Source organism: Nocardioides fonticola (assembly GCF_039536805.1).
GTDB classification, from domain to species: Bacteria; Actinomycetota; Actinomycetes; order Propionibacteriales; family Nocardioidaceae; genus Nocardioides; species Nocardioides fonticola.
In genome coordinates, this window is the sequence record NZ_BAAAZH010000010.1 from 89,101 (window position 1) to 110,671 (window position 21,571).

Consider the following 21,571-nt stretch of genomic DNA (forward strand, 5'->3'; position numbering starts at 1 on the left):
GATGGCCAAGCCCACCTTCCCGCTGCCCGCCGACGCGCCGTTCGCGGTGCGTCACCGGGCCGTCGGTGCCGTGTTCTCGGCCATCGGCCGGCTCGTCGCGCTGGCCGGTCTGCTGCTGATCCTGCCGCTGCTGCTGCTCATCGCCGTGGCGATCAAGCTCACCAGCCCCGGTCCGGTCGTCTACAAGCAGACGCGGGTCGGGCAGTACGGCCGGCACTTCACGATCTACAAGTTCCGCACCATGCGCATCGGCGCCGACGCCGAGCTGCAGGCCCTGCTCGCCGAGCAGGGCATGGCGGTCACCGGCAGCTACCTCAAGCTCGCCAAGGACCCGCGCGTCACGACCGTCGGCGGGCTCCTGCGCAAGACCTCCTTCGACGAGCTCCCGCAGCTGTTCAACGTCCTCAAGGGCGACATGAACCTCGTCGGTCCTCGTCCCCAGACCCCGGCCGAGGTCGCCAGCTACACCGAGAAGGTGTGGCGGCGTCTGCTGGTCCGGCCCGGGATCACCGGCCTGTGGCAGATCAGCGGTCGCAGCGACCTGGCCGCCGACGAGGCCCACGCCCTCGACGACGAGTACGTGCGCAACTGGACCCCGATGCTCGACGTCGCGGTGCTGGCCAAGACGCCGGTCGCCGTCGTCCTGCAGAAGGGTGCGTACTGACCGCCCCGGTCACCGACCCGCCCTCCCAGAACCCCCGGCAGCGCCCCCACGACCCTCGGTCGTGGGGGCGCTGTGCTGCTCGGGGCTGCTCGGGGCTGCTCGGGGCTGCTCCGGGCCGATCCGCGGGGTCGCGGCCGCAGGGGAGGATGCCGGGCACCGTGAACCGAGTCCCTCGGGGCACACGGCGAGTCCGGGTCGAGGGGCGGGCCGAGGCCGGGTCGAGGCCGGGTCGAGGGGCGGGCCGAGGTGAGGCCGTCGTCAGAGGGACGGCGTCGCGGCGGCCATCCGCTGCCGCCTCACGACCCGAGGCGGCACGACCTCGACGGCCGGACGGTGGTGCAGGGCCGCGTGGGCGGCGAGTCCGAGACACATGATCAGCACGGGGTCGGCGATCGTGGACCCGGCGAAGGTCTTGCAGACCACCTCGGCGATGAGGGCGAACACGATGGGCCGCCAGCGGGCGGCCGGCACGGCCGAGGAGATCACCCGGACGAGGAGGGCGAGGAAGCTGAACAGTCCGACGAAGCCGGTGCAGCTCCACAGCATGGGCCACAGGCTCGAGGGCCGGTTGCTGCCGAGTCCGACGCCGATGCCGTAGGTCTTCAGCCCCAGGCGCAGCGAGAAGGAGTCGGCCGTGCTGCGCGAACGGTAGGAGCCGGTGCCGAGCTTGCTCTGCACGCCGCCCACCACGAAGTCGTGGACCTCGCGGTGCAGCAGCAGCAGGACGACGATGGCCGCGCAGCTGCCGATCGCGAAGGGCAGCATCGAGCGACCGTCGGAGACCGCGCGGTAGGTGGCGTAGCCCACCAGCAGCAGGGCCATGACCACGCCGCCGGCCAGTCCGGTGCCGGAGTGGGCGAAGGAGTAGTTCGTGGTCGCGGCCGCGAGCATCGCGATGTAGAAGGCGCGCAGCCGGCCGCGGGTCTGGGTGATCATGAGGATCGCGTAGACCATCGTGACCACCGAGGAGATGCCCAGACCCGAGGGCTCGGGGAAGACCCCGCGGAGCCGGTAGGTGGTCGGGTCGTCGATGAGGGCGTAGTTGCCCTGGTCGATCTGGCCGGCCGGGAAGGGCAGGCCGAGCTTGTCCGAGCCGAGGCGGTACAGGCTGAGGAACGCCACGCCCGCGAGTCCCGGCGCCAGCAGGTGGGGCGAGAGCTTCGAACGGGTGGCGAGGTAGCAGATGAGCAGGGCGTTGACGAGCAGGTAGAGCACCTGGGCCGCGTTGGAGAGGGTGTAGTCCAAGCGGGAGGGGTTGAGCACCTGCTCGTCGATGCCGCCGCTGCTGGAGAGCACGGGGATGCCGGCGAAGAAGGTGGGGCCGGCGAGCGTGACGACCACGCACCAGCCGACGAAGACCGCCAGCAGGGTGGACCCGGGGAAGTCGAAGAGCTGCTCGCGCCCGCGCAGCCACGAGATGCCGGTGACGACGACCGCGATGAGGGCGATGACCACGAAGGCCGGCAGCGACTGACCCCCGGCGGGGACGGCCGGCGTGACCGGCAGCGCGAGGCTCATGCTCAGGGCCCACGGCAGTCGACGCTTCCAGTCCGACATCGCGAAGAGCAGGCAGGCGAGCGCGAACGGGCCGGCGATGAGCACGGTCGTAGGCTACGGCATCGATACCCCCCGGGACGCCGGTCCCGAACCCTCGGATGTGCGCGACGGCCCCCGATGCGGGCACTACCCTGAGCGCCGTGGGTCGATCACTGCCGCAGCTGCCTCGCGTCTCAGCGTCGCTGGGCGCCGTGCTGCTCCAGGCGGTCGCCTCGGTCAGCACGCTCGTGCAGATGTTCCTCTTCGGCATCCTGCTCCCGCGCGACGCCTTCGACGACTACGCCGTGTGGATCACCGCCTCGGCCTTCTGCGTCGGTCTGGGGCAGGCCATCGGCGTCGAGCGGGTGATGGTCGGCAAGCGCACGCTGGCCGACGGCATGGCCAGCGCGCGGGTGCTCGCCCTGGCGATCGCGGCGATCGAGATCGGTTTCGCGGTCTGGCTGCACAGCATCCCGCTGCTGCTGTGCTCGATCACCTCGCTGGTCTACGTGCTGTGGGACTACCTGCGGTTCGGGACGCCGGCCGCCGACGCGACGACCTTCTACCTGCGCGACCTGCTCGTGCTCGGCGTCCAGCTCGCCGCGGTGGCGCTCACGGCGTTCGCCGGCCTCGATCGCACCTGGCTGCCGGCGGTGTGGTGGGCGTCGGGATCGGTGCTGTGGACCGCCTTCGTGCTCCAGAAGGTGCGCACCTCCTGGGCGCTGCGTGCGCGCGACGTGCTGTGGAGCGACCGGCGCGAGTCGGTGCCGCTGCTCTTCGACGCCGCCATGGCCGGCGTCCCGCTCGTCGTGGCCCTCGCGCTCGCCCGGTCGGCGACCTCGGGCGCCGCGGCCGACGCCCGCATGGCGCTGACGCTCCTCGGCCCCATCACCGTGCTCGGGCTCGCGATCCGCCGGCTCCTCTACTCCCGCGCCGCGTCGGGGCGTCTCGACCGACGCGGTCTGCAGATCTTCTTCGGCGGCGTGGTCGTCGTCTTCGTCTCCTGCACCACGATCCTGGCGATGACCCGCACCCCGATCTACAGCGCGGTGCTGCCGGCCTTCGGCGCCCTCACCTGGGCGGCCATCCTCGGCTTCGCGATCAACCACACCTCCCTCATGGCGGTCATCCCGCCGGCGGGCTACCTGCGGGCCGAGTCGCGTTCGCGTGCGGTGGGCTGGGCACGTTTCCTGGCCACCCTGGTCGGACTCGGCGTCGCGGTCGCGCTCCACCCCCTCGGCACCCCGGCCCAGGTCGCCTGGCCGGTCGCCTCGGCGTCCATCGCCTACTGCACCTTCTGCTGGCTGTTCCTCTGGCTGCCGCTCGGCCGCGACCGCTCCACGCCGGCCACCCCGACCCCCGTCGCGACACCGTCGTCCTGACGTCGTTCCACGCCCTCCCCGGCCTCCTCCGCATCCCTTCGACCTCCCCGAGGAGAACCATGTCCGCCCGCCGTGTCCTGATCACCGGAGGTGCCGGCTTCATCGGCACCCATCTCACCCGCGCACTGCTCGCCCAGGGGAGCGAGGTGACGGTGCTGGACAACCTGCTGCCCCAGGTGCACGGCGCCGACCGCTCCGACGAGGACGTCGTGGCCGCCCTCGGCGGTGCCGCGTTCGTGCGCGGCGACGTCCGCGACGCCGAGGCGTGGACCCGCGCCTACGACGGCCACGACGTGATCGTCCACCTCGCCGCCGAGACCGGCACCGGCCAGTCGATGTACGAGGCCGCCCGCTACACCGACGTCAACGTCGTCGGCACGGCACGCCTGCTCGACCTGCTCACCAACACCTCGCACCAGGTCTCGCGTCTGGTCGTCGCCTCCTCCCGCTCGATCTACGGCGAGGGCCGCTACCTCGACGCCGACGGCGGCGTCCACTACCCGGGCGCCCGTCGGGTCGAGGACCTCAACGCCGGTCGCTTCGAGCCGTTGGCCGCCGACGGGACGCCGTTGCAGGCCACCGCCACCGACGAGGACTCCCGCATCCACCCCTCCTCGGTCTACGGCATCACCAAGTCGACCCAGGAGCAGCTCGTGCTGAGCATCGGCGAGGCGCTCGGCATCCCGGCCGTCGGCCTGCGCTACCAGAACGTGTTCGGCCCGGGGCAGTCGCTGAGCAACCCCTACACCGGCATCCTGTCGATCTTCACCACGCTGCTGCGCAGCGGTGCGGCGATCAACGTCTTCGAGGACGGTCGGGAGTCGCGCGACTTCGTCTTCGTCTCCGACGTCGTCGAGGCCACCCGGCTGGCGATCGGCAGCGACCTGCCCGGCAGCCGGGTCTACAACGTGGGCACCGGCCGGGCCGTCGACGTCCTCGAGGTCGTGCGCACGCTGGCCGCCACCTGGGGCGTCGAGGCCGACTACCGGGTCACCGGCGAGTACCGGCTCGGCGACATCCGCCACAACTGGGCCGACCTCACCCGCATCCGGGCCGACCTCGGCTTCACCCCCCAGGTCGACTTCGCAGCCGGCGTCGCCGCGTTCGCCGAGTGGGCGCGGGCCGAGGAGGCCGGCACGGTCGGCGACTACGAGCGATCCCTCGGCGAGATGCGCTCGCGCGGTCTCATGCCCGGGGGCGGTGCGTGAGCGCCGCGTCCGCGCCGACCGATCGCCCGCACGTCGTCCTCGTCACGCCGAGCTTCTTCGGCTACGAGGAGGCCATCGCCGCCGCGTTCGTCGACGCCGGTGCCGACATCACCGTCATCGACGAGCGGCCCAGCAACAGCTCGTGGGTCAAGGCGGCCACCCGCATCCGGCCGGCCCTCATCGGGGTGCTGATCCGGCGCCACTACCGGCGCCAGCTCGCCGCGCTGGCCGGACGCCGCGTCGACGAGCTGATCATCGTCAAGGGCGAGGTGGTGCCCGCGTGGTTCGTCGCCGAGCTGCGCGCGGCCAACCCCGGCCTGGTCGTCGTCTTCTACGCCTACGACTCCTTCGCCAACTCCCCGCGCGGGGAGATGTTCGTCGAGATCGCCGACGTCGCCCTCACCTTCGATCGCGACGACGTCGAGCGCTACCGCACCCGGCAGATCAGGCCGGGCACGGACGGCGGATCGGCGGACGGGAGCGGCCCGACACTGGGCTACCTGCCGCTGTTCTTCACCTCCGAGTTCGCCCCGGGCGTGCCGCTCGCCGAGCGGCCCTACGACCTCGGGTTCGTCGGCACCGTGCACTCGGGCCGCTACGACGTGTGCCGGCGGCTCGCGCCGGCGGGAGAGCGGCACGACTACTTCTTCTTCTCCCCGGCCCGGTGGCATCACGCCTACACCTGGCTGCGCCAGCGCGACATCCGCACCATCCCGTGGTCGGACGTCTCCTTCACCAAGCGCAGCCGGGCCGACGTCGCCCGGTCCTTCGCCGCCGCCCGCGCGGTCATCGACGTGCCCCGCACCGGCCAGGTCGGGCTGACCATGCGTACCTTCGAGGTGCTGGCCAGCGGCACGAAGCTGATCACCACCAACCACCGCGTGCGCGACGAGGACTTCTTCGACCCCCGCTGGATCCTCGTGCTCGATCCCGACCCCACCGGCTGGGACCTCGACGTCGTCCGCGCCTTCGTGGCCGACCCGACGATGCCCCCGTCGGAGGCGATCCGGCCCTACGGCCTGGACCGGTGGGTGGCGCGCTTCCTCGAGCTGCTGCCGGCGGGGTCGCGATGAGGATCCTCATCGACGCGCTCGGCGCTCCGCCGTCCTCCGGCGGCATGCGCATGTACACCGACGAACTGCTGCGGGCCTGGATCGAGACCTACCCCGACGACGAGCTGCACGTCGTCGGCTACGACTACCTGGCTCCGCTGGCCGACCGGGCGACGGTGCACCTGCGCCCGGAGGGCACCCGCTCGCGCATCCTCGGCCAGTGGTGGGACGCCGGCCGGTTGGCGCGACGCCACCGCGTCGACGCCCTCATCTCCCTGAGCAGCGTGGTGAGCCCGCTGATGCCGCGGGACCGGCGCGTGTGCACGGTGCACGACTGGCGGCACCGCCGTCGTCCCGAGGAGTACTCGCGAGCGGTGCTCGCCTACCGGCGTTCCTGGGAGTGGTCGGTGGCCCACAGCGGCGCGGTCGCGGTGATCTCGGAGAAGACCGACGCCGAGACCCGGCGGTTCGTGCCCGGCGCCCGCACGGCGCTCGTCCCGAACGGACGCGACGCCGCGCGGCACTGGGGGACGCCGGCGCCCGCCGAGATCGCACGGCCCTACGTGCTGACCTTCGGGCACTTCGTCAACAAGCGCCCCGGGCTCGTGATCGACGCGCTCGCGGGCGCCGCGGACCTCGCCGGGCACGACCTCGTCGTCCTCGGGGCGCGGGGCGAGGTCGCCGACGGGCTGCGCGAGAGCCCCGGCGGCCGGGCGCTCGGTGAGCGGCTGCACCTGCCGGGCTTCGTCGAGGACGACCGCTACCGCTCGCTCGTCGCGCACGCGGCGTGCGTCGTGATGGCCTCGACCGACGAGGGGTTCGGCCTGCCGGTCGCCGAGGCCAACTTCTTCGGCATCCCGTGCGTGGTCACCGACGACGGCGGGCTCGTGGAGATCCACGGCGACCGGGTCATCGGCGTCGAGCCGACCCCGACCGATCTCGCCGCCGGCATCGGCCGGGCGCTCGCCGCCGACCTCGCCCGGCTCACCCCCGGTCCCGACGAGACGTGGGCCGCCACGGCCCGCAGGATGAGGGAGCTATGTCGACCGCGATGACCCCCACCCGCTCTGAGGAGCCCACGCTCGCCGAGCTGTTCGCCCGCCCGGGGAACAGCCTCAACGCCATCCGCCTCGTGCTCGCCTCGGCGGTCATCGTGCGGCACGCCGACGTCGTCATCCACGGCACCATGGACGCCTCGCTGGCCATCGACCAGGTCTTCGGGCAGCTGCCGGTCGACGGCTTCTTCGCGCTCTCGGGGTTCCTGATCTCGGCCAGCTGGGTCGCCGACCCGCGCCCGCGCTCCTTCCTGCTCGCCCGGTGTGCGCGGCTGCTCCCGGCGTTCTGGGTGTGCCTGGCCCTCACCGTGCTGATCGCCGGTCCGCTCGCCGGGCTGGTGCGCACCGGTCGGCTCGATCCGGGCTACGGCGTCGTCGACGGCGTCCGGTACCTCGTCTCGAACGCGGCGCTGGTGATGTTCGACAACAGCATCGGCGGGACGCCGACCGGCGTGCCGTGGCCGGGGGACTGGAACGCCTCGCTGTGGACCCTGAAGTGGGAGTTCCTCTGCTACCTCGGCGTGCTGGTGCTCGGCCTCACCGGCCTGCTTCTCAAGCGGCGGTTGATGGTCGGCACGCTGGTCGCGGCGTGGGTGATCCAGACCCTCGCGCTGATCGCCTACGTGTTCGTGCCCGGCATCCTGCTCGACGCGGCCCGGTTCTTCCTGATGTACATGTCGGGGGTGGCGCTCTTCGTGGTCGCCGACAAGGTGCGGGTACGACCCCGCACCGTCGCGCTGGCGATCGTCGCGATCCTGCTGTGCGCGACCTTCGTCCCGGGCTACCGCATCCTCGTCGGCCCGTTCGTCGCCTTCGCGCTGGTCGGTCTCGGCGTCCTGGTGCGTCGTCCTCGGCTGCGCCACGACCTGTCCTACGGCATGTACATCTACGGCTTCCCGATCGAGCAGATCCTGGCCGGCTCGCCCGTGCGGGAGTGGGGCCTGGTGGCCTTCTCGGCCGTCGCGATCGTGGCGACGGTGCCGTTGGCCGCGGTCAGCTGGTTCGGGATCGAGCGTCCGGTGCATCGCTGGGCCCGGGGCCGACGCGATCGCGGTCGCGCCCCGGCTTCTCCGCCGCAGGTCGTCGGCGGATGACGGCGTCCCTGCGCGCCTGGGTGCTGCGCGTCGCCCTGCCCCATCTGGTGCGGTGGGCACGCCTGGTCACGCCCCGCCGCCGCCTCGTGGTGGTGTGCGGCGTGCCCTCGACCGAGGGCAACGTCGTCGAGCTCGTCCGGGCGCTCCAGCGCCGCTACGAGGGCCGGATCGTCTGGCTCGACCCGCCCTCGGCCGCCTTCCGGGCCGCGCAGGGCGTCGAGGTCGACGGCTTCCCGCGGTACTCCCGCCAGGGGGTGATCGCCTACCTGACCGCCGAGGCCGTCTTCTTCACCCACGGCCTCTTCGGGATGCCGCGACGGGTGCCGCGCAAGGCCACCGTCAACGTCTGGCACGGCTCGGGCATGAAGGTGATGCCGCGTTCGTTGCTCGCCGAGCGCCGCGTGGGCGGTCCGGCCGCCGACCTGCTCGTCTCTGGGGCCCGGGTGTGGGGCGACTACTACGCCGGTCTCAGCGACCTCGACCCGCGTACCGAGGTCGCCGTCGTCGGCAACCCGCGCGTCGACGCCCTCGTGCGTCCCGTGGCCGCCGAGCGCTGGAAGGCCCTGGGGATCGACCCGCAGACACCCCTGATCGTGTGGATGCCGACCTTCCGGGTCAGCACCGGCGCCCACGAGGGCGCCGGGTGGAGCGACGTCGCCGGGGGCGAGGCCGCCGGTGTCGCGGAGCTCGGGGCGCTGCTCGCCGAGGTGTGCGCCGCGCACGGGGTCACCTTCGTGGTCAAGGCCCACCCGTTGGACGCCGCGGCGCGCACGATCGCGGGCGCCGTCCAGATCGGGGACGCCGACCTCGAGGCGGCCGGCCTGGCACTCTACGAACTGCTCGGCGGTGCCGACGCGCTGGTCTCCGACGCCTCCAGCGTGTGGACCGACTACCTGCTGCTCGACCGGCCGATCGGCTTCATCTTCCCCGACGCCGAGGAGTACCGCGCCGGGCGCGGCATCCAGCCCGACGACGCGCTCGACTTCCTGCCCGGCCCGATGATCTCCGGTCGCGCCGAGGCCGAGGAGTTCGTCGCCGAGGTGCTCGGGGACGACGCGGCGCGCGGGCCTGGCGCCGCCCTGCGGGCGCGCAGCCGCGAGCGGTTCGGCATCGAGGGCATCACGGCCGGCGGATCGGCCGACGGCGTCCTCGACGCCCTGGCCGCCCTCCCGTTCCCGGTGGCGGCGCGCCTCTCCCGCTGAGCAGATCGGCGGCCCGGGGGTTCAGCCCTCGAGGGTGCCCCAGCGCATCGTCGGGTGGTGGTAGCCCTCGGGCCAGGCCAGCACGGCGTCCTCCTGGGCGGCCATGAGGTGGCCGAGCAGGGCGTCGTGGTCGGCGAAGTCGCGGGGCTCGATCGCCTCGCCGAGCTTGAGGCCGATGGTGCCGTTCTCGTGGTGCGCGGTCATAACGACGATGGGCGCGTTCACGCCGATGGCCAGCCGCGCGGCACCGGAGGATCCGCGACGGTCCTTGCCGAGGAAGCGGACCGGCGCCTTGCCGGGGACGTCGGTCGCGATCGCCAGCACGCGGCCGGCGGCCAGCTGCTCGACCAGGATGTTGGCCCCGGCCCCGACGTTGACGCCCGTGTTGCCGCCGACCAGACCGGCGCGCACGTGCTGGCGCAGGAAGGCGGGGGCCTCGGGGCCGATCATCTCCGGGGAGATGGCGATGTGGATGGGCGCCTCGGCGTGGGCGACCGACGCCATCGCGCCCTCGTACTGGCCGTGGTGGAGGAAGCTGATGATGACGCCGCGGCCGAGCTTGCGGGCGCGGGCGAGGTTGTCGGCGCCCTCGACCGGCTGGAAGTCGATCATCTTGTAGTGCCAGCGCAGCTCCGAGCGCCAGGTGTCCTGCTCGACGTAGCGGCGCGAGACCGCCTCGATCTCCTCGGGCGTGCGGACGGCGTCGAGGAGCCAGGTCATCTCCTCGCGCGCCTGCGCGAGCACCTCGGGCTTGCGCAGCTTGCGCTTGGCGCGGGCCTTGACCAGCAGCGGGACGGCGGCGTCCGGCACCGCCAGGCGCACCCGCTCGAGGCCCTTCGGCGGGACGCCCTCGGTGAGGTAGACCGGCTTCTCGGAGGTGGTGGTGTCGGCGGTCATCGGTTCACCCGCTTCCCGGTGGTCGGACGGTACTCGTACTCGTAGTAGCCGCCGCTGCCGGCCGGCATCCGGTTCAGCACCACGCCGACGACGTTGGCGTCGACGGCGTCGAGGCCGTCGAGGGCCTTGCGCAGCTCCTGCTTGCGGGTGCGCTTGGCCTGGGCGACGAGGATGACCGCGTCGACGCTCGTGGCGGCGACCGCGGCGTCGGTGACGGCCAGCATCGGCGGGGTGTCGATGACGACGTTGTCGTAGCGGGCCAGCAGGCTCTGGATCATCCGGTTGAAGGCCTGCGAGCCGAGCAGCTCGCTGGGGTTCGGCGGGATCGGACCGCCGGTGATGACGTCGAACCCGTCGGCGTGCTGCACGACGTCCTCGATGCTCGCGTTGCCGGTGACCACGTTGGTGACGCCGACGTCGGGGGTGAGCCCGAGGATGCGGCTGACGGTCGGACGACGCAGGTCGGCCTCCACGAGCACGCAGCGCTTCTGGCTCTGGGCGATGGTCGCGGCCAGGTTGCAGGCGGTGAGGGTCTTGCCGTCGCCCGGCAGCGAGCTGGTGACCAGCAGCGAGCGGTGCGGACGGTCGGGGTCGAGGTAGGAGAGGTTGGTGCGCAGGCGTCGGTACGACTCGGCCCACACCGGGTTGGCCCCACCCGCGCTGACAAGCGGCGAGGAGGAGACCTGCGGGTTCGTCGGGATCATCGACAGCGTCGGCAGGTCGACGGCCTCGGTGACGTCGGTGTCGGACTTCACCGAGGTGTCGAGGGTCTCGCGCAGCGCGGCGAAGGCCAGGCCGAGGCCGAGGCCGGCGAAGAGGCCGATGAGCACGTTGAGCCACGGCACGGGCTTGGTCGGCGAGGTCGGCACGGTGGCCGGGCGCACGACGGTGACCTTGACCGGCGAGGTGCCCGTCGACGAGCGGTCGAGGTCCTCCACGATGGAGACCATCTGCTTGCCGGTCGCGTTCGCGATGGTCGCGGCCTGGCTGGCGGACTCGCTGGAGACGCTGACGTCCATGAGCACGGTGCCGTCGGCGACCGAGGCGGTGACGTCGTCGGCCAGCGCCGAGGAGGTCGTGTCGAGGCCGAGCTCCTTGATGACCGGGTCGAGCACCAGCGGGCTCTTGACCAGGTCGGGGTAGGACTTCACGCGGCTGTTGACGAAGAACACCGCCGCCCCGATGCCGCTGGCGCTGTCGTCGCCGCTGCTGTTGCCGATCGCGACGAACAGCTCCGTGGTCGCCGTGTACGTCGGCGGCGTCAGATAGGTGTAGAGCGACGCGCCGCTCACCGCGAGCACGACCGTGGCGACGATGACGCGCCACCGGTGTCCGATGAGGCGCAGGAACTCGATCAACTTGGCGGGCCTTCCACAGATCACGGGAAGGCCGGTTGTCGGACGTCCCGATAGGTCAACCTATCGCCTTCGCGGAGGTGTCGCGGGCATGTCCGGAGCATGTCCCCCGGGGCGTTGGTCACGCGGTGCCTAGACTCGACGGGTGACCTTCGAGCTCTCCCGCGACCACGAGGAATTCCGTCAGTCCGTCCGTGCCTTCGCCCAGGCCGAGATCGCCCCGCACGCGGCCCGGTGGGACCGCGAGCACCACTTCCCGGTCGACGTGGTGCAGAAGATGGGGGCCTTCGGCCTCTTCGGCATCACCGCGCCGGAGGCCTACGGCGGCGCCGACGGCGACTTCACCAGCCTGTGCATCGCCATCGAGGAGCTCGGCCGCGTCGACCAGTCGCTCGGCATCACCCTCCAGGCCGGGGTGGGGCTGGGCATCAACCCGATCCTCACCTACGGCACCGAGGCGCAGAAGGAGCGCTTCCTGCCCGACCTGGTCGCCGGGCGCACCCTCGCCGGCTTCGGCCTGACCGAACCCGGTGCGGGCTCCGACGCCGGCGCGACCCGCACCCGGGCCGAGCTCACCGCCGACGGCGGGGAGTGGGTCGTCAACGGGGCCAAGCAGTTCATCACCAACTCCGGCTCGGCCATCACCTCGGTCGTCACCGTCACCGCCCGCACCGGCACCCGCGAGGACGGTCGCCCGGAGATCTCGGCGATCATGCTCCCCGCCGGCACGCCGGGCTTCATCGCGGAGCCGGCCTACGACAAGCTCGGCTGGCACGCCTCCGACACCCACCCGCTCACCTTCGTCGACGCCCACGTGCCTGCCGACCACCTCCTCGGCGAGCGCGGTCGCGGGTACGCCCAGTTCCTCGCCACCCTCGACGACGGCCGGGTGGCGATCTCGGCGCTGGCCACCGGCTGCATCCAGGCCTGCCTGGAGATGGCGCTCACCTACGCCGGCGAGCGGGAGAGCTTCGGGGCGCCGATCGGACGCAAGCAGGGCGTCGCGTTCCAGATCGCCGACCTCCAGGTGATGCTCGACGCCAGTCGCATGCTCACCTACCGCGCCGCGGCCATGAAGGACGCCGACGCGCCCGCGGCCGCGTTCAAGCAGGCCGCGGCCGTCGCCAAGCTCTACAGCACCGAGTCGGCGGTCACGGCCACCCGCATTGCCACCCAGGTCTTCGGCGGCTACGGCTTCATGGAGGAGTACCCGGTCGCCCGGTTCTACCGCGACGCGAAGGTCCTCGAGATCGGCGAGGGCACCTCCGAGGTGCAGCGCATGCTCATCGCCCGCGGTCTCGGCCTCCCGGTCGAGTGACCGCACTGGTCTAGAGCGGTCCATCTCTCACGGAACCCTCGCCGCTCTCGGCGGTTGAGGGAGCCGTGACAGCCACCCGCCGTCCCGCCTCGGAGTCGACGACCTCGACCCCCGCCTCGGACACCCTCTGGACGACCACCTTCGCCGCCCTCAGCCCGCTGCGTCGCGACGCGATCGCCGGGTTCCTGCACGGTGCGACCCCCGCCGCGGACGCGCGACGCCTGGGCCGCACCGAGCGCGACGTCCTCGCCCTGCGCGACTCCTCCCTCGCCTGCTGGGCGACCCTGGCGGCCGATGCCGGCGCCCGCGGACCCCTCGAGCGGCTCGGCCGCGGAGCTGCGGCGCTGCGCCGCGGCGACCGCCGGTTCCTGCTCCGTGCGGGTGCCGTGGCGGCACCGGTCGTCGGCACCGCGGCCAGCGCCGCGGCCGGCACCGCGGACGCCCGCGACCGACGCCGTGGCGTGCTCATCGCCGTCGCCGTGACCGGGGCGGTGTCCCTCGCGGGCGTGCTCGCCGCCGTCGTCGTGCACGAGAGCCCCGAGGTCGCCCCGACTGCCGCTGCGGCGCCGGTCGACTCCGACGGGACGACGGCGGACACCGCCCCCGGCGACCCCGCCTCGGAGCCTGCATCGGAGCCCGCCACCGACCCCGCCTCGGACCCGGCCGCCGGCGATGCCGCGGACGGCGCGGACCTGCTCCGGGTCGGCCCGGTGGTCGCCGGGGCGCTCCTCCTCCCCGCGGATCCCGTCGGCCCGGCAGGTGCCTCCGATGGCGGCTCGGACGCGCCGTCCGGCGAGGGCGACCCCGGTGAGGCGAGTGGCGGCGACGGTACCGGCGACCCCGGCGCGGGCGACCCGGACACCCCGCCCTCGGAGGACCCCGGCGTGAGCGTGGAGACCGATCCCGGCTCGGGCCGGGTGCGCATCGTGGTGCGGGTGCCCGGTGCCGATCCGATCGTCATCGAGACCCCTGCGCTGCGCGGCTGATCGACGGCCGAGCGGCCCTCGAGCGGCGGTCGGGCGGCGGTCGGGCGGACGATGACCGCCGCGCCCGGTCCGGGCCCGGCCCCGGACGGGGTGGCCGCGACGGTTAGCCTTGCCGGCATGGGTGAGCGGTGGCGCCGGGTGATCGCCGAGGCGGGGCGCTTCCTCGCCGTCGGCGGCGTGGCCACCATCGTCGCCTTCGTGCTCTTCAACGGCCTGGCCCACGGGTTCCGGCCGGGGCAGGGCGAGGAGGCGCTGCTCGCCGACCGCCCGATCCTGGCCTACGTCATCGCCAACTCCATCGGCATGATCGTCAGCTACCACGGGGCCCGCTACTGGGCCTTCCGCGACCGGCCGACCGACCACGCCGACGGCGGGCGCACGGCGTTCGTCGTCGTCAACATCGTCACGATGGGCCTGCCGATCCTGTGCCTGTGGATCAGCCGCAACGTGCTCGGTCTCGACGACCCGGTCTCGGACAACATCGCCGCCAACGTCGTCGGGCTGGCGCTCGGGGTCGCCTCGCGGTTCTGGATCTTCCGGACCTTCGTCTTCCGCCGACCGATCCACCTCGCCGAGCTCTACGCCGTCGAGGAGCTCGCCGAGTCCCCGGGGATCCCCGGCGTCCACGAGCCGGCGGCCCGGGAGACCCGCGAGGTCACCGCACCCACAGATCCGTCCACCGGCGACCCAGCGCCGCGGTCAGCTCCCTGAGCAGCGGCAGGCTCACGCCGACCACGTTGTGGTGGTCGCCCTCGATGCCGGTCACGAAGCAGCCGCCGAGCCCGTCGACGGTGAAGGCGCCGGCCACGTGCAACGGCTCCCCGGTGGCCACGTAGGCCGCGATCTCCTCATCGCTCGGGTCGGCGAAGTGCACCACCGTGGAGGCGAGCGCCGAGACGACCTCGTCGGTACCGGCGATCCGCAGACTGTGGCCGGTGTGCAGCACGCCGGAGCGGCCGCGCATCGCCTGCCAGCGCCGGATCGCCTCCTCCGGTACGCCCGGCTTGCCCAACGGCTCGCCGTCCAGTTCGAGCACGGAGTCGCAGCCGAGCACCAGGGCGCCCGCTGTGACGCTCGGGGCGACCGCCGCGCACTTCATCTCGGCGAGTCGCAGGGCCAGGTCGGCCGGGGCCAGACCGACGACCTGCTCCTCGTCGACGCCGGAGACGACGACCTGCGGGTCGAGGCCGGCGTTGCGCAACGTGGCGAGGCGGGCCGGCGAGGCCGAGGCGAGCACGAAGAGGGGAGCGATGGTCGCGGTCATGGCCTCAGCCTGCCGCACCACCGAATCCGCGCCCGCACCGGAGTGGTCGCCCGATCCGACCTTTAGGACGTATTGCTCTTGGCTGACGCCTCGTCGCACTAGGCTTTACCTATGGAGACAGGGGAGTCCTGGACCGCCGTGATCATCGAGGACGACCCCGACGTCCGCGATCTGATCGACATCGTGCTCACACAGTCCGGGTTCCGCACCGTGCTCGCCGCCGACGGGCCCTCGGGCCTCGACGCCGTCCGCGAGCACCAGCCGCTGCTCACCACCCTCGACGTCAACATGCCGGGCATGGACGGCTTCGCGGTCGCCAAGCGCATGCGCGACTTCAGCAGCACCTACCTCATCATGATCACCGCTCTCGCCGATGAGATCGACGTCGTGACGGGCTTCGAGGCCGGCGCCGACGACTACCTCGTCAAGCCGTTCCGTCCGCGCGAGCTGCGCGCCCGCGCGGACTCGATGCTGCGACGCCCGCGCGGGCGGGTGCAGGCCGCCGTCCCGCCGCCGGCCCCCGAGCCGGCACCGGGGCCGGCGCAGGCGCCCGCGCAGGCCACGTGGGTCGACACCGCCGCGCAGGGTCTGCGAGCCGAGCCGGTGCCGCCCCTGGGGGCGCCCACCCCGCAGACGATCCCGGGGACGATCCCGCAGGCGGTTCCGCCCCTGCAGCCCGCGGCGGGGCCGACCGTCGTCGCCGTGCCGCCGCAGCCGCCCAACGCCCTCCCGGTCGTACCGGCTGCGCCGGTCGCGCCCGCCGCCGGCGTCCCTCCGGTGACCCTGCACGCCGTCCCGTTCCAGCCGGTGCCGCCGGTGCCGCCCGAGGCCGGAGGGCCGGCCGCCGACGGTGCGTGGATCCACTTCAACGGCCTCGCGCTCAACTACGAGACGCGGGTCGTCACCGTCGACAACCGCGGCATCGACCTCACCCGCACCGAGTTCGACCTGCTCGCCTCGCTGCTCAGCACCGGCCGGCGCGTGCGCAGCAAGGCCGACCTCGTGCTGACGATGCGCGGCCAGCAGTACGTGACGTCGTACTTCGTCAACGAGGCCGACAAGCGCTCGGTCGAGGTGCACATCGCCAACCTGCGGCGCAAGATCGGCGACGACAGCTCCAGCCCGCGGTTCATCGAGACGGTGCGCGGCGTCGGCTACCGCCTCGCCTCGCCCCGCTGACCCGGCGCCCGAGCGCGGGGTCAGGCCGGGTCGGGTCAGGCCGGGTCGGATCGGGCTAGTTGGCGTCGCGGGGGATCGACGCCGCGACGGTCGCCTTGTCGGAGGCGAAGATGCCCATCGGCACCCGCTGCTCGATGATCTCGCGGCGGAAGCGGCCGCTGCCGGCGCTGGTCTCGGCGTAGACGACCGCCCGGAAGCGCAGCACGACACCCCGGGTGTCGCTGGCGGTCGGCCGGATGACCTGGTTGCGCAGCTCGAAGGCGCCCTTCGGCGAGGTGATGAGCATGCCGTAGCGGGTGGTCGGCGGCTCGGGGTCGAAGGTGATCCGTCGCGCGACGGCGTCGAGACGGTAGGGCCGCTCGGGTCGGCCCTTCCCCGAGCGGATCGTGCGCGAGTCGACCGAGATCCGGTCGAGATAGACCAGGCGCTTGGTGGCGAACGGTGCCCGCAGCGAGCGCGAGAGGTCGTAGGCCTGGAAGGTGAAGGTGAAGTACTTGCGGCCGCGCGGGTACCACTCGTTGGTCCGCGGCGTCGCCTTCGTCGGGTAGACGGTGTAGACGAAGTCGAGCGGACCACGCCGGATGTGGCTCTGGAAGGTGCCGTCGCGGGTGAACTGCGAGGCCAGCGGCTCGGCGATCTCCGCCTTGATCGAGGCGGCGGGCGCGGTGGGGCTGGGGGCGGCACCGGGGCCGTCGTCCGAGAACGGGTTGTCGCAGGCGGTGAGACCGCCGAGGCCGAGCGCGAGGACGGCGGCCAGGGCAGCGGTGCGCAGCCCACGTGCGATGCGGCTCATGCCTTGTAGCCCTGGTAGCGGCGCAGGCACTTCAGCGACATCCACGCGGTCTGGAGGACCGTGATCACCCCGAGGATCGGCCAGCCGACGGCCAGCACGTCCGAACGGGTCGGGATCGGCAACTGGTACCAGATGGCGGCGGCCACCACGACGATGAAGACGAGGCTGAGGTAGGGGTAGATCCAGGAGAAGCCCTTGCCCCGCTCGGCTCGCGCCTGGGCCGCCCAGTTGTCGGTGCGCTGGCGTCCGAAGAACTTCGCCCAGGCACGCAGGAAGTGCCCGATGCGCACCCACATGTAGATCTCGGCGGGGAAGACGAGCAGGGCGAAGAGGTAGTCGCGCCGGTTCGCCACCAGCATCGAGCGCGCCACCCGCAGGTTGAGCAGCGTGGCGACCATCGGGGGGATCAGCCACAGCGGCGAGAACTCGTAGGCGCTGATCTGGAGCGCGCCGAGCAGCAGCAGCAGGAACATGGCACGGGTGACGACGTTGATGAGCATGGAGACGTGCTCGAACCACCGCAGGCGCAGGTTGGGGTGGAAGGGCTGCCCCTGGGTGTCGCCGCGCTGACCGGGCCACATGAGCTCGATCGCGCCGTAGTTCCACTTCACCTGCTGGGCGTCGAGGGCCCGCAGCGTGGTCATGCCGCCGACGTGGGCGCGGGAGCGGGCGCTGATCTTGGTCAGGTACCCGGCGCTCTTGATCTGCAGCGAGAGCAGGGAGTCCTCGACCTCGGAGTCGCGCACCCACGGGGTCTGCTGGTGGGAGCTGATGAGCACCTGGCGCAGCGCGTCGGTGGAGAAGATCGAGAACTGGCCGCCCAGGACGGCCATGTTGCGTCCGCGCAGCAGGTTCTGCATGTTGAAGGCCGCGAACTGGGCCCGTTGGCCGGCGACGAGGAACTTCGACTTCACGCCCTCCAGCGCGCTGTCGTCGATGGAGTAGATCGCCGAGATGCCCCCGATGCGGTGATCGCTGGCGATCTCGTCGACGAGGTGCTCCAGCGCGTCGGGCTCGGGCGTGGTGTCGCCGTCGACGCCGAGCAGGTAGTCCATGTGCTCGACCAGCTGGTAGCCGTAGTTCAGGGCACCGACCTTCTTGTCGGGGTTCTCCCCGATGTCGTGCACGTAGACCGCCGTCGACTGCTCGCCGGTCGCGGTCATGCGGGTGTGCGGGCCGGCGTAGTGGCTGGCGATCTCGACCGTCGCGTCGGTGCTGTTGTTGACGATCACGTGGATGACGTCGGGCAGCCGGGTCTGGTGCAGCAGCGAGTCGAGCACCGCGGCGATCGTCTCGGCCTCGTTGTAGGCGGGGATGACGCAGCCGACGGTGGGGCGGTAGGTCGGCAGGTCGCCGACGGCGTCCAGGAAGGACTGCGCGTAGGCGGCCAGGGCGGGATCGGGACGGCGGACGTAGGGCTGGCCGTCGGGGTCGGCGAAGGGCAGGGAGCCGGGCGCGGCGCCGGGGGACGCCTCGGGGTGCAGATCGGTCACAGAGGTCTCCGGGGGAGGAGGGTGGGGGGATGGGTGGTACGGCTACTCGGGGGTAGTACCAGTGTGGCGGTGGCGGTGTGACGACCGTGCATCCGACACATCAAGATTCGCGAAGGTTCCGCTCAAGAATCCCGCCGACGCGCACCGGCGGGGCCCGGGAACGCGACAGGCCGCCCCGAACGGGGCGGCCTGTCGATGCTGCGATGGGGGTGGGCTCACGCGCCTCAGCGGGGCAGTCCCGAGGCGCGCCAGGCGCCTGCCCCCGCCGTGTGGGTGCCACGCACGGCGCGCGCCGGGGAGGCCCAGGCCGAGCGGGGCGGCCGCGGCGCCTCCGCGGCGGTGCCCAGGCTGGAGAGGACCGCGACGATCGCCGCGATCTCCTCCGGGGTCGCATCGGGGTTCACCACCCGCAGGAGCGGGGTGGTCGGTGCGCTGTTCTCGGCCACCGGGGTCTCCTCGCCGCTCACAGCGGGATGTTCCCGTGCTTCTTCGGCGGCAGCGACTCGCGCTTGGTGCGCAGCAGGCGCAGGGCCCGCACGACCTCGGCGCGGGTCTCGCGCGGGGCGATGACGGCGTCGACGTAGCCGCGCTCGGCCGCGATGTAGGGGTTGGCCAGCGTCGTCTCGTACTCGTCGATGAGCTCGGCCCGCTTGGCCTCGACGTCGCCGCCGTCCTTCTCGACCTGGGCGAGGGTCTTGCGGTGCACGATGTTCGCCGCGCCCTGCGCGCCCATGACGGCGATCTGCGCGGTCGGCCAGGCCAGGTTGATGTCGGCACCCAGGTGCTTGGAGCCCATGACGTCGTAGGCGCCGCCGTAGGCCTTGCGGGTGATGACGGTGACCAGCGGGACGGTCGCCTCCGCGTAGGCGTAGATGAGCTTCGCGCCGCGGCGGATGATGCCGGTGTGCTCCTGGGTGACGCCCGGGAGGAAGCCGGGGACGTCGACGAAGGTCAGCACCGGGATGTTGAAGGCGTCGCAGAACCGCACGAAGCGGGCGGCCTTCTCCGAGGCGTCGATGTCGAGGGTGCCCGCGAACTGCATCGGCTGGTTGGCCACGACGCCGACCGAGCGGCCCTCGACGCGACCGAAGCCGACGATGATGTTGGGCGCGAACAGCTCCTGGACCTCGAGGAAGTCCGCGTCGTCGACGACGGTGTTGATCACGTCGTGCATGTCGTAGGGCTGGTTCGGGGAGTCCGGGATGATCGTGTCGAGAGCACGGTCCTCGTCGGTGACCTCGAGGTCGGCCACGTCGGCGAAGCTCGGGGCCTCGTCGAGGTTGTTCTGCGGCAGGAACGAGAGCAGCGCCTTGACGTACTCGAGCGCGTCCTCCTCGTCCGAGCCCATGTAGTGGGCGTTGCCGGACTTGGTGTTGTGGGTGCGCGCGCCGCCGAGCTCCTCCATCGAGACGTCCTCGCCGGTGACGGTCTTGATGACGTCGGGGCCGGTGATGAACATCGCCGAGGTCTGGTCGACCATGATCGTGAAGTCGGTGACCGCGGGGGAGTACACGTGGCCGCCGGCGCAGTTGCCCATGATCATCGAGATCTGCGGGATGACGCCCGAGGCGTGCACGTTGCGGGTGAAGATCTCGCCGTAGAGGCCGAGGGAGACCACGCCCTCCTGGATGCGGGCGCCGGCGCCCTCGTTGATGCCGATGATGGGGCAGCCGGTCTTGATGGCGAGGTCCATGACCTTGACGATCTTCTCGCCGTACACCTCGCCGAGCGAGCCGCCGAACACGGTGAAGTCCTGGGAGAACACGCAGACCTGGCGGCCGTCGATGGTGCCGTAGCCGGTGATGACGCCGTCGCCGTAAGGCCGGGTCTTCTCCAGGCCGAAGGCGGTCGAGCGGTGACGGGCCAGTTCGTCGAGCTCGACGAAGGAGCCCTCGTCGAAGAGCATCTCGATGCGCTCGCGTGCGGTCTTGCGACCCTTCGCGTGCTGCTTCTCGATCGCCTTCTCCGAACCGGCGTGCACCGCCTCGTCGAGGCGCCGCTCGAGGTCGGCCAGCTTGCCCGCGGTGGTGTGGATGTCCGGGGCCGTACCTTCGCCTGCAGCGGGCTGAGCGCTCACTCGTCGATCTCCTCAGTGGGGTTGCCGGGGGTCGTCCGGCCGCCGCCGGACGTCGTGGGTCAATGTAGTGCCCGTGGATCCCGAGCCCGACGCGCGCCCATCCTTCGGCGTCCCGACGCCCCCGACCCCCCTCGATCCCCTGGACGCCGAGGTGCTCGGCGGCCTCGACATCGAGGTCCTGGCGACCGCCACCTCCACCAACGCGGTGCTCGCCGCGCGCGCCCGCGCCGGCGAGTCGGGTGCCTCGGCGGTCGTCGCCGAGCACCAGACCCGCGGTCGGGGTCGTCTCGACCGTTCCTGGGAGGCGCCCGCCGGCCGGGCGTTGACCTTCTCGGTGCTGCTGCGGCCCGAGGTGGCGCCGTCCCGCTGGCCCTGGCTGCCGCTGCTGACCGGCTGCGTCGTGGCCGACGTGCTGCGGACGCACGGCTACGGCGCGGCGGTGAAGTGGCCCAACGACGTCCTGCTGCCGACGGTGGCGGGCGGACGACCCGAGGCCAAGGTCGCCGGCATCCTGCTCGAACGGGTCGAGACCCCGGCCGGGCCGGCGGCGGTCGTCGGCATCGGGCTCAACGTGCACCTGAGCGCCGAGGAGTTGCCGGTCCCCACCGCCACCTCCCTCGCGCTCGCCCGGTCGAGCGCCCCGCCGTCCCGCACCGCGCTCCTGGCCGCGCTGGTCGAGGCGCTGCGGGCCCGGCACGCCCGGTGGGCCGCCGAGGCCCCGGACGTCCTGCGCCGCGAGTATGTCGAGGGGTGCGTGACCCTGGGCCGCGACGTCCGCGTCGAGCTCCCGTCTGCGCCGCCGCTGCGGGGCCGTGCCGTCGGGATCGACGCGGAGGGGCGACTCGAGGTGCGCGGCCCTGACGGGGTCGTCGCGGTCGGGGTGGGGGACGTCGTGCACGTGCGGCCGGACGGGCAGGTGGCCGAGAAGGCAGACGGGGAGGCGGCCGAGGGGACCGCGGGTCCGCCAGGAGCGCGTCCCGGTGCGCCGGAGCCTCCGGAAGTGGGATGATCCGCGC

Annotated in this window: 20 protein-coding genes; 12 read left to right on the top strand and 8 right to left on the bottom strand. The window is 72.5% G+C overall.

Going from position 1 to position 21,571, the window contains the following annotated elements; all coding sequences use genetic code 11:
- Position 1 precedes the first annotated feature (1 nt).
- Entirely contained in the window at positions 2–664 is a 663-nt protein-coding gene (locus ABD671_RS05695) for a sugar transferase (protein ID WP_344732292.1), read from the top strand.
- Positions 665–922: 258 nt separating this feature from the next.
- Here ABD671_RS05695 and ABD671_RS05700 read toward each other — a convergent pair whose 3' ends face one another.
- Positions 923–2,266 carry a hypothetical protein gene (locus tag ABD671_RS05700; RefSeq protein ID WP_344732293.1) on the bottom strand — a complete coding sequence of 448 codons (1,344 nt, stop codon included), beginning with the start codon at positions 2,264–2,266 and terminating at the stop codon, positions 923–925.
- Between the two features lie 95 nt (positions 2,267–2,361).
- Here ABD671_RS05700 and ABD671_RS05705 point away from each other — a divergent pair, with 95 nt between their 5' ends.
- From ABD671_RS05705 to ABD671_RS05730, 6 genes are read left to right on the top strand one after another with little or no spacing between them, the layout of a single operon-like run.
- Complete coding sequence (locus ABD671_RS05705; RefSeq protein WP_344732294.1) at positions 2,362–3,582, top strand: hypothetical protein; 1,221 nt, start codon at positions 2,362–2,364, stop codon at positions 3,580–3,582.
- Positions 3,583–3,641: 59 nt separating this feature from the next.
- Positions 3,642–4,790, top strand: a complete 1,149-nt coding sequence (locus ABD671_RS05710; protein WP_344732295.1) for an NAD-dependent epimerase/dehydratase family protein — start codon at positions 3,642–3,644, stop codon at positions 4,788–4,790.
- Positions 4,787–5,863, top strand: a complete 1,077-nt coding sequence (locus tag ABD671_RS05715) for a WaaS/CpsH family glycosyltransferase (RefSeq protein ID WP_344732296.1) — start codon at positions 4,787–4,789, stop codon at positions 5,861–5,863. The genes ABD671_RS05710 and ABD671_RS05715 overlap by 4 nt, the downstream gene beginning before the upstream one ends.
- The gene (locus tag ABD671_RS05720) at positions 5,860–6,897 is read left to right on the top strand and encodes a glycosyltransferase (protein WP_344732297.1); all 1,038 of its coding nucleotides are present in this window, start codon (positions 5,860–5,862) and stop codon (positions 6,895–6,897) included. The genes ABD671_RS05715 and ABD671_RS05720 overlap by 4 nt, the downstream gene beginning before the upstream one ends.
- Positions 6,882–7,991, top strand: coding sequence for an acyltransferase family protein (locus ABD671_RS05725; RefSeq protein WP_344732298.1), 1,110 nt, complete (start codon positions 6,882–6,884; stop codon positions 7,989–7,991). Before ABD671_RS05720 ends, ABD671_RS05725 begins: the two co-directional genes overlap by 16 nt.
- Complete coding sequence (locus ABD671_RS05730; protein ID WP_344732299.1) at positions 7,988–9,193, top strand: CDP-glycerol glycerophosphotransferase family protein; 1,206 nt, start codon at positions 7,988–7,990, stop codon at positions 9,191–9,193. Before ABD671_RS05725 ends, ABD671_RS05730 begins: the two co-directional genes overlap by 4 nt.
- Positions 9,194–9,214: 21 nt before the next feature.
- Here the strand turns inward: ABD671_RS05730 and ABD671_RS05735 are convergent, their stop codons facing one another.
- Both ABD671_RS05735 and ABD671_RS05740 read right to left on the bottom strand, forming a co-directional pair.
- Positions 9,215–10,090 carry a lysophospholipid acyltransferase family protein gene (locus ABD671_RS05735; RefSeq protein WP_344732300.1) on the bottom strand — a complete coding sequence of 292 codons (876 nt, stop codon included), beginning with the start codon at positions 10,088–10,090 and terminating at the stop codon, positions 9,215–9,217.
- Complete coding sequence (locus ABD671_RS05740; protein WP_344732301.1) at positions 10,087–11,448, bottom strand: tyrosine-protein kinase domain-containing protein; 1,362 nt, start codon at positions 11,446–11,448, stop codon at positions 10,087–10,089. Before ABD671_RS05740 ends, ABD671_RS05735 begins: the two co-directional genes overlap by 4 nt.
- 142 nt (positions 11,449–11,590) lie before the next feature.
- On the opposite strand from ABD671_RS05740, the gene ABD671_RS05745 reads away from it, so the two are divergent.
- The 3 genes from ABD671_RS05745 to ABD671_RS05755 all read left to right on the top strand — a co-directional run bounded on the left by ABD671_RS05745 (position 11,591) and on the right by ABD671_RS05755 (position 14,460).
- Positions 11,591–12,763, top strand: coding sequence for an acyl-CoA dehydrogenase family protein (locus tag ABD671_RS05745; RefSeq protein WP_344732302.1), 1,173 nt, complete (start codon positions 11,591–11,593; stop codon positions 12,761–12,763).
- Between the two features lie 65 nt (positions 12,764–12,828).
- Positions 12,829–13,749: a hypothetical protein gene (locus ABD671_RS05750; protein ID WP_344732303.1), complete on the top strand. Its 921-nt coding sequence runs from the start codon at positions 12,829–12,831 to the stop codon at positions 13,747–13,749.
- Between the two features lie 117 nt (positions 13,750–13,866).
- Positions 13,867–14,460, top strand: a complete 594-nt coding sequence (locus ABD671_RS05755; protein ID WP_344732304.1) for a GtrA family protein — start codon at positions 13,867–13,869, stop codon at positions 14,458–14,460.
- On the opposite strand, the gene ABD671_RS05760 is transcribed toward ABD671_RS05755, so the two are convergent.
- Positions 14,405–15,013: a Maf family protein gene (locus tag ABD671_RS05760; protein WP_344732305.1), complete on the bottom strand. Its 609-nt coding sequence runs from the start codon at positions 15,011–15,013 to the stop codon at positions 14,405–14,407. The two genes, ABD671_RS05755 and ABD671_RS05760, sit on opposite strands and share 56 nt — an antisense overlap.
- Before the next feature lie 111 nt (positions 15,014–15,124).
- On the opposite strand from ABD671_RS05760, the gene ABD671_RS05765 reads away from it, so the two are divergent.
- Positions 15,125–16,192, top strand: coding sequence for a response regulator transcription factor (locus tag ABD671_RS05765; RefSeq protein ID WP_344732306.1), 1,068 nt, complete (start codon positions 15,125–15,127; stop codon positions 16,190–16,192).
- Between the two features lie 55 nt (positions 16,193–16,247).
- Here the strand turns inward: ABD671_RS05765 and ABD671_RS05770 are convergent, their stop codons facing one another.
- The 4 genes from ABD671_RS05770 to ABD671_RS05785 all read right to left on the bottom strand — a co-directional run bounded on the left by ABD671_RS05770 (position 16,248) and on the right by ABD671_RS05785 (position 20,555).
- Entirely contained in the window at positions 16,248–16,985 is a 738-nt protein-coding gene (locus tag ABD671_RS05770) for a hypothetical protein (protein ID WP_344732307.1), read from the bottom strand.
- Entirely contained in the window at positions 16,982–18,478 is a 1,497-nt protein-coding gene (locus tag ABD671_RS05775) for a glycosyltransferase family 2 protein (protein ID WP_344732308.1), read from the bottom strand. Before ABD671_RS05775 ends, ABD671_RS05770 begins: the two co-directional genes overlap by 4 nt.
- A 224-nt stretch (positions 18,479–18,702) precedes the next feature.
- Positions 18,703–18,924, bottom strand: a complete 222-nt coding sequence (locus ABD671_RS05780; protein ID WP_344732309.1) for an acyl-CoA carboxylase subunit epsilon — start codon at positions 18,922–18,924, stop codon at positions 18,703–18,705.
- Between the two features lie 17 nt (positions 18,925–18,941).
- Positions 18,942–20,555, bottom strand: coding sequence for an acyl-CoA carboxylase subunit beta (locus tag ABD671_RS05785; RefSeq protein ID WP_344732310.1), 1,614 nt, complete (start codon positions 20,553–20,555; stop codon positions 18,942–18,944).
- Positions 20,556–20,628: 73 nt separating this feature from the next.
- Between ABD671_RS05785 and ABD671_RS05790 the strand changes: the two genes are divergently transcribed.
- A complete protein-coding gene (locus ABD671_RS05790; protein WP_344732311.1) occupies positions 20,629–21,564 on the top strand; it encodes a biotin--[acetyl-CoA-carboxylase] ligase in 936 nt (311 codons plus the stop codon).
- The last annotated feature ends 7 nt before the right edge of the window (positions 21,565–21,571 follow it).

Bases quoted from the DNA above. Each gene is read 5' to 3' on its own strand.
- ABD671_RS05720 (WP_344732297.1), top strand. From the start codon at position 5,860: ATGAGGATCCTCATCGACGCGCTCGGCGCTCCGCCGTCCTCCGGCGGC.
- ABD671_RS05735 (WP_344732300.1), bottom strand. From the start codon at position 10,090: ATGACCGCCGACACCACCACCTCCGAGAAGCCGGTCTACCTCACCGAG.
- ABD671_RS05755 (WP_344732304.1), top strand. From the start codon at position 13,867: ATGGGTGAGCGGTGGCGCCGGGTGATCGCCGAGGCGGGGCGCTTCCTC.
- ABD671_RS05730 (WP_344732299.1), top strand. From the start codon at position 7,988: ATGACGGCGTCCCTGCGCGCCTGGGTGCTGCGCGTCGCCCTGCCCCAT.
- ABD671_RS05770 (WP_344732307.1), bottom strand. From the start codon at position 16,985: ATGAGCCGCATCGCACGTGGGCTGCGCACCGCTGCCCTGGCCGCCGTC.
- ABD671_RS05765 (WP_344732306.1), top strand. From the start codon at position 15,125: ATGGAGACAGGGGAGTCCTGGACCGCCGTGATCATCGAGGACGACCCC.
- ABD671_RS05725 (WP_344732298.1), top strand. From the start codon at position 6,882: ATGTCGACCGCGATGACCCCCACCCGCTCTGAGGAGCCCACGCTCGCC.
- ABD671_RS05710 (WP_344732295.1), top strand. From the start codon at position 3,642: ATGTCCGCCCGCCGTGTCCTGATCACCGGAGGTGCCGGCTTCATCGGC.
- ABD671_RS05695 (WP_344732292.1), top strand. From the start codon at position 2: ATGGCCAAGCCCACCTTCCCGCTGCCCGCCGACGCGCCGTTCGCGGTG.
- ABD671_RS05760 (WP_344732305.1), bottom strand. From the start codon at position 15,013: ATGACCGCGACCATCGCTCCCCTCTTCGTGCTCGCCTCGGCCTCGCCG.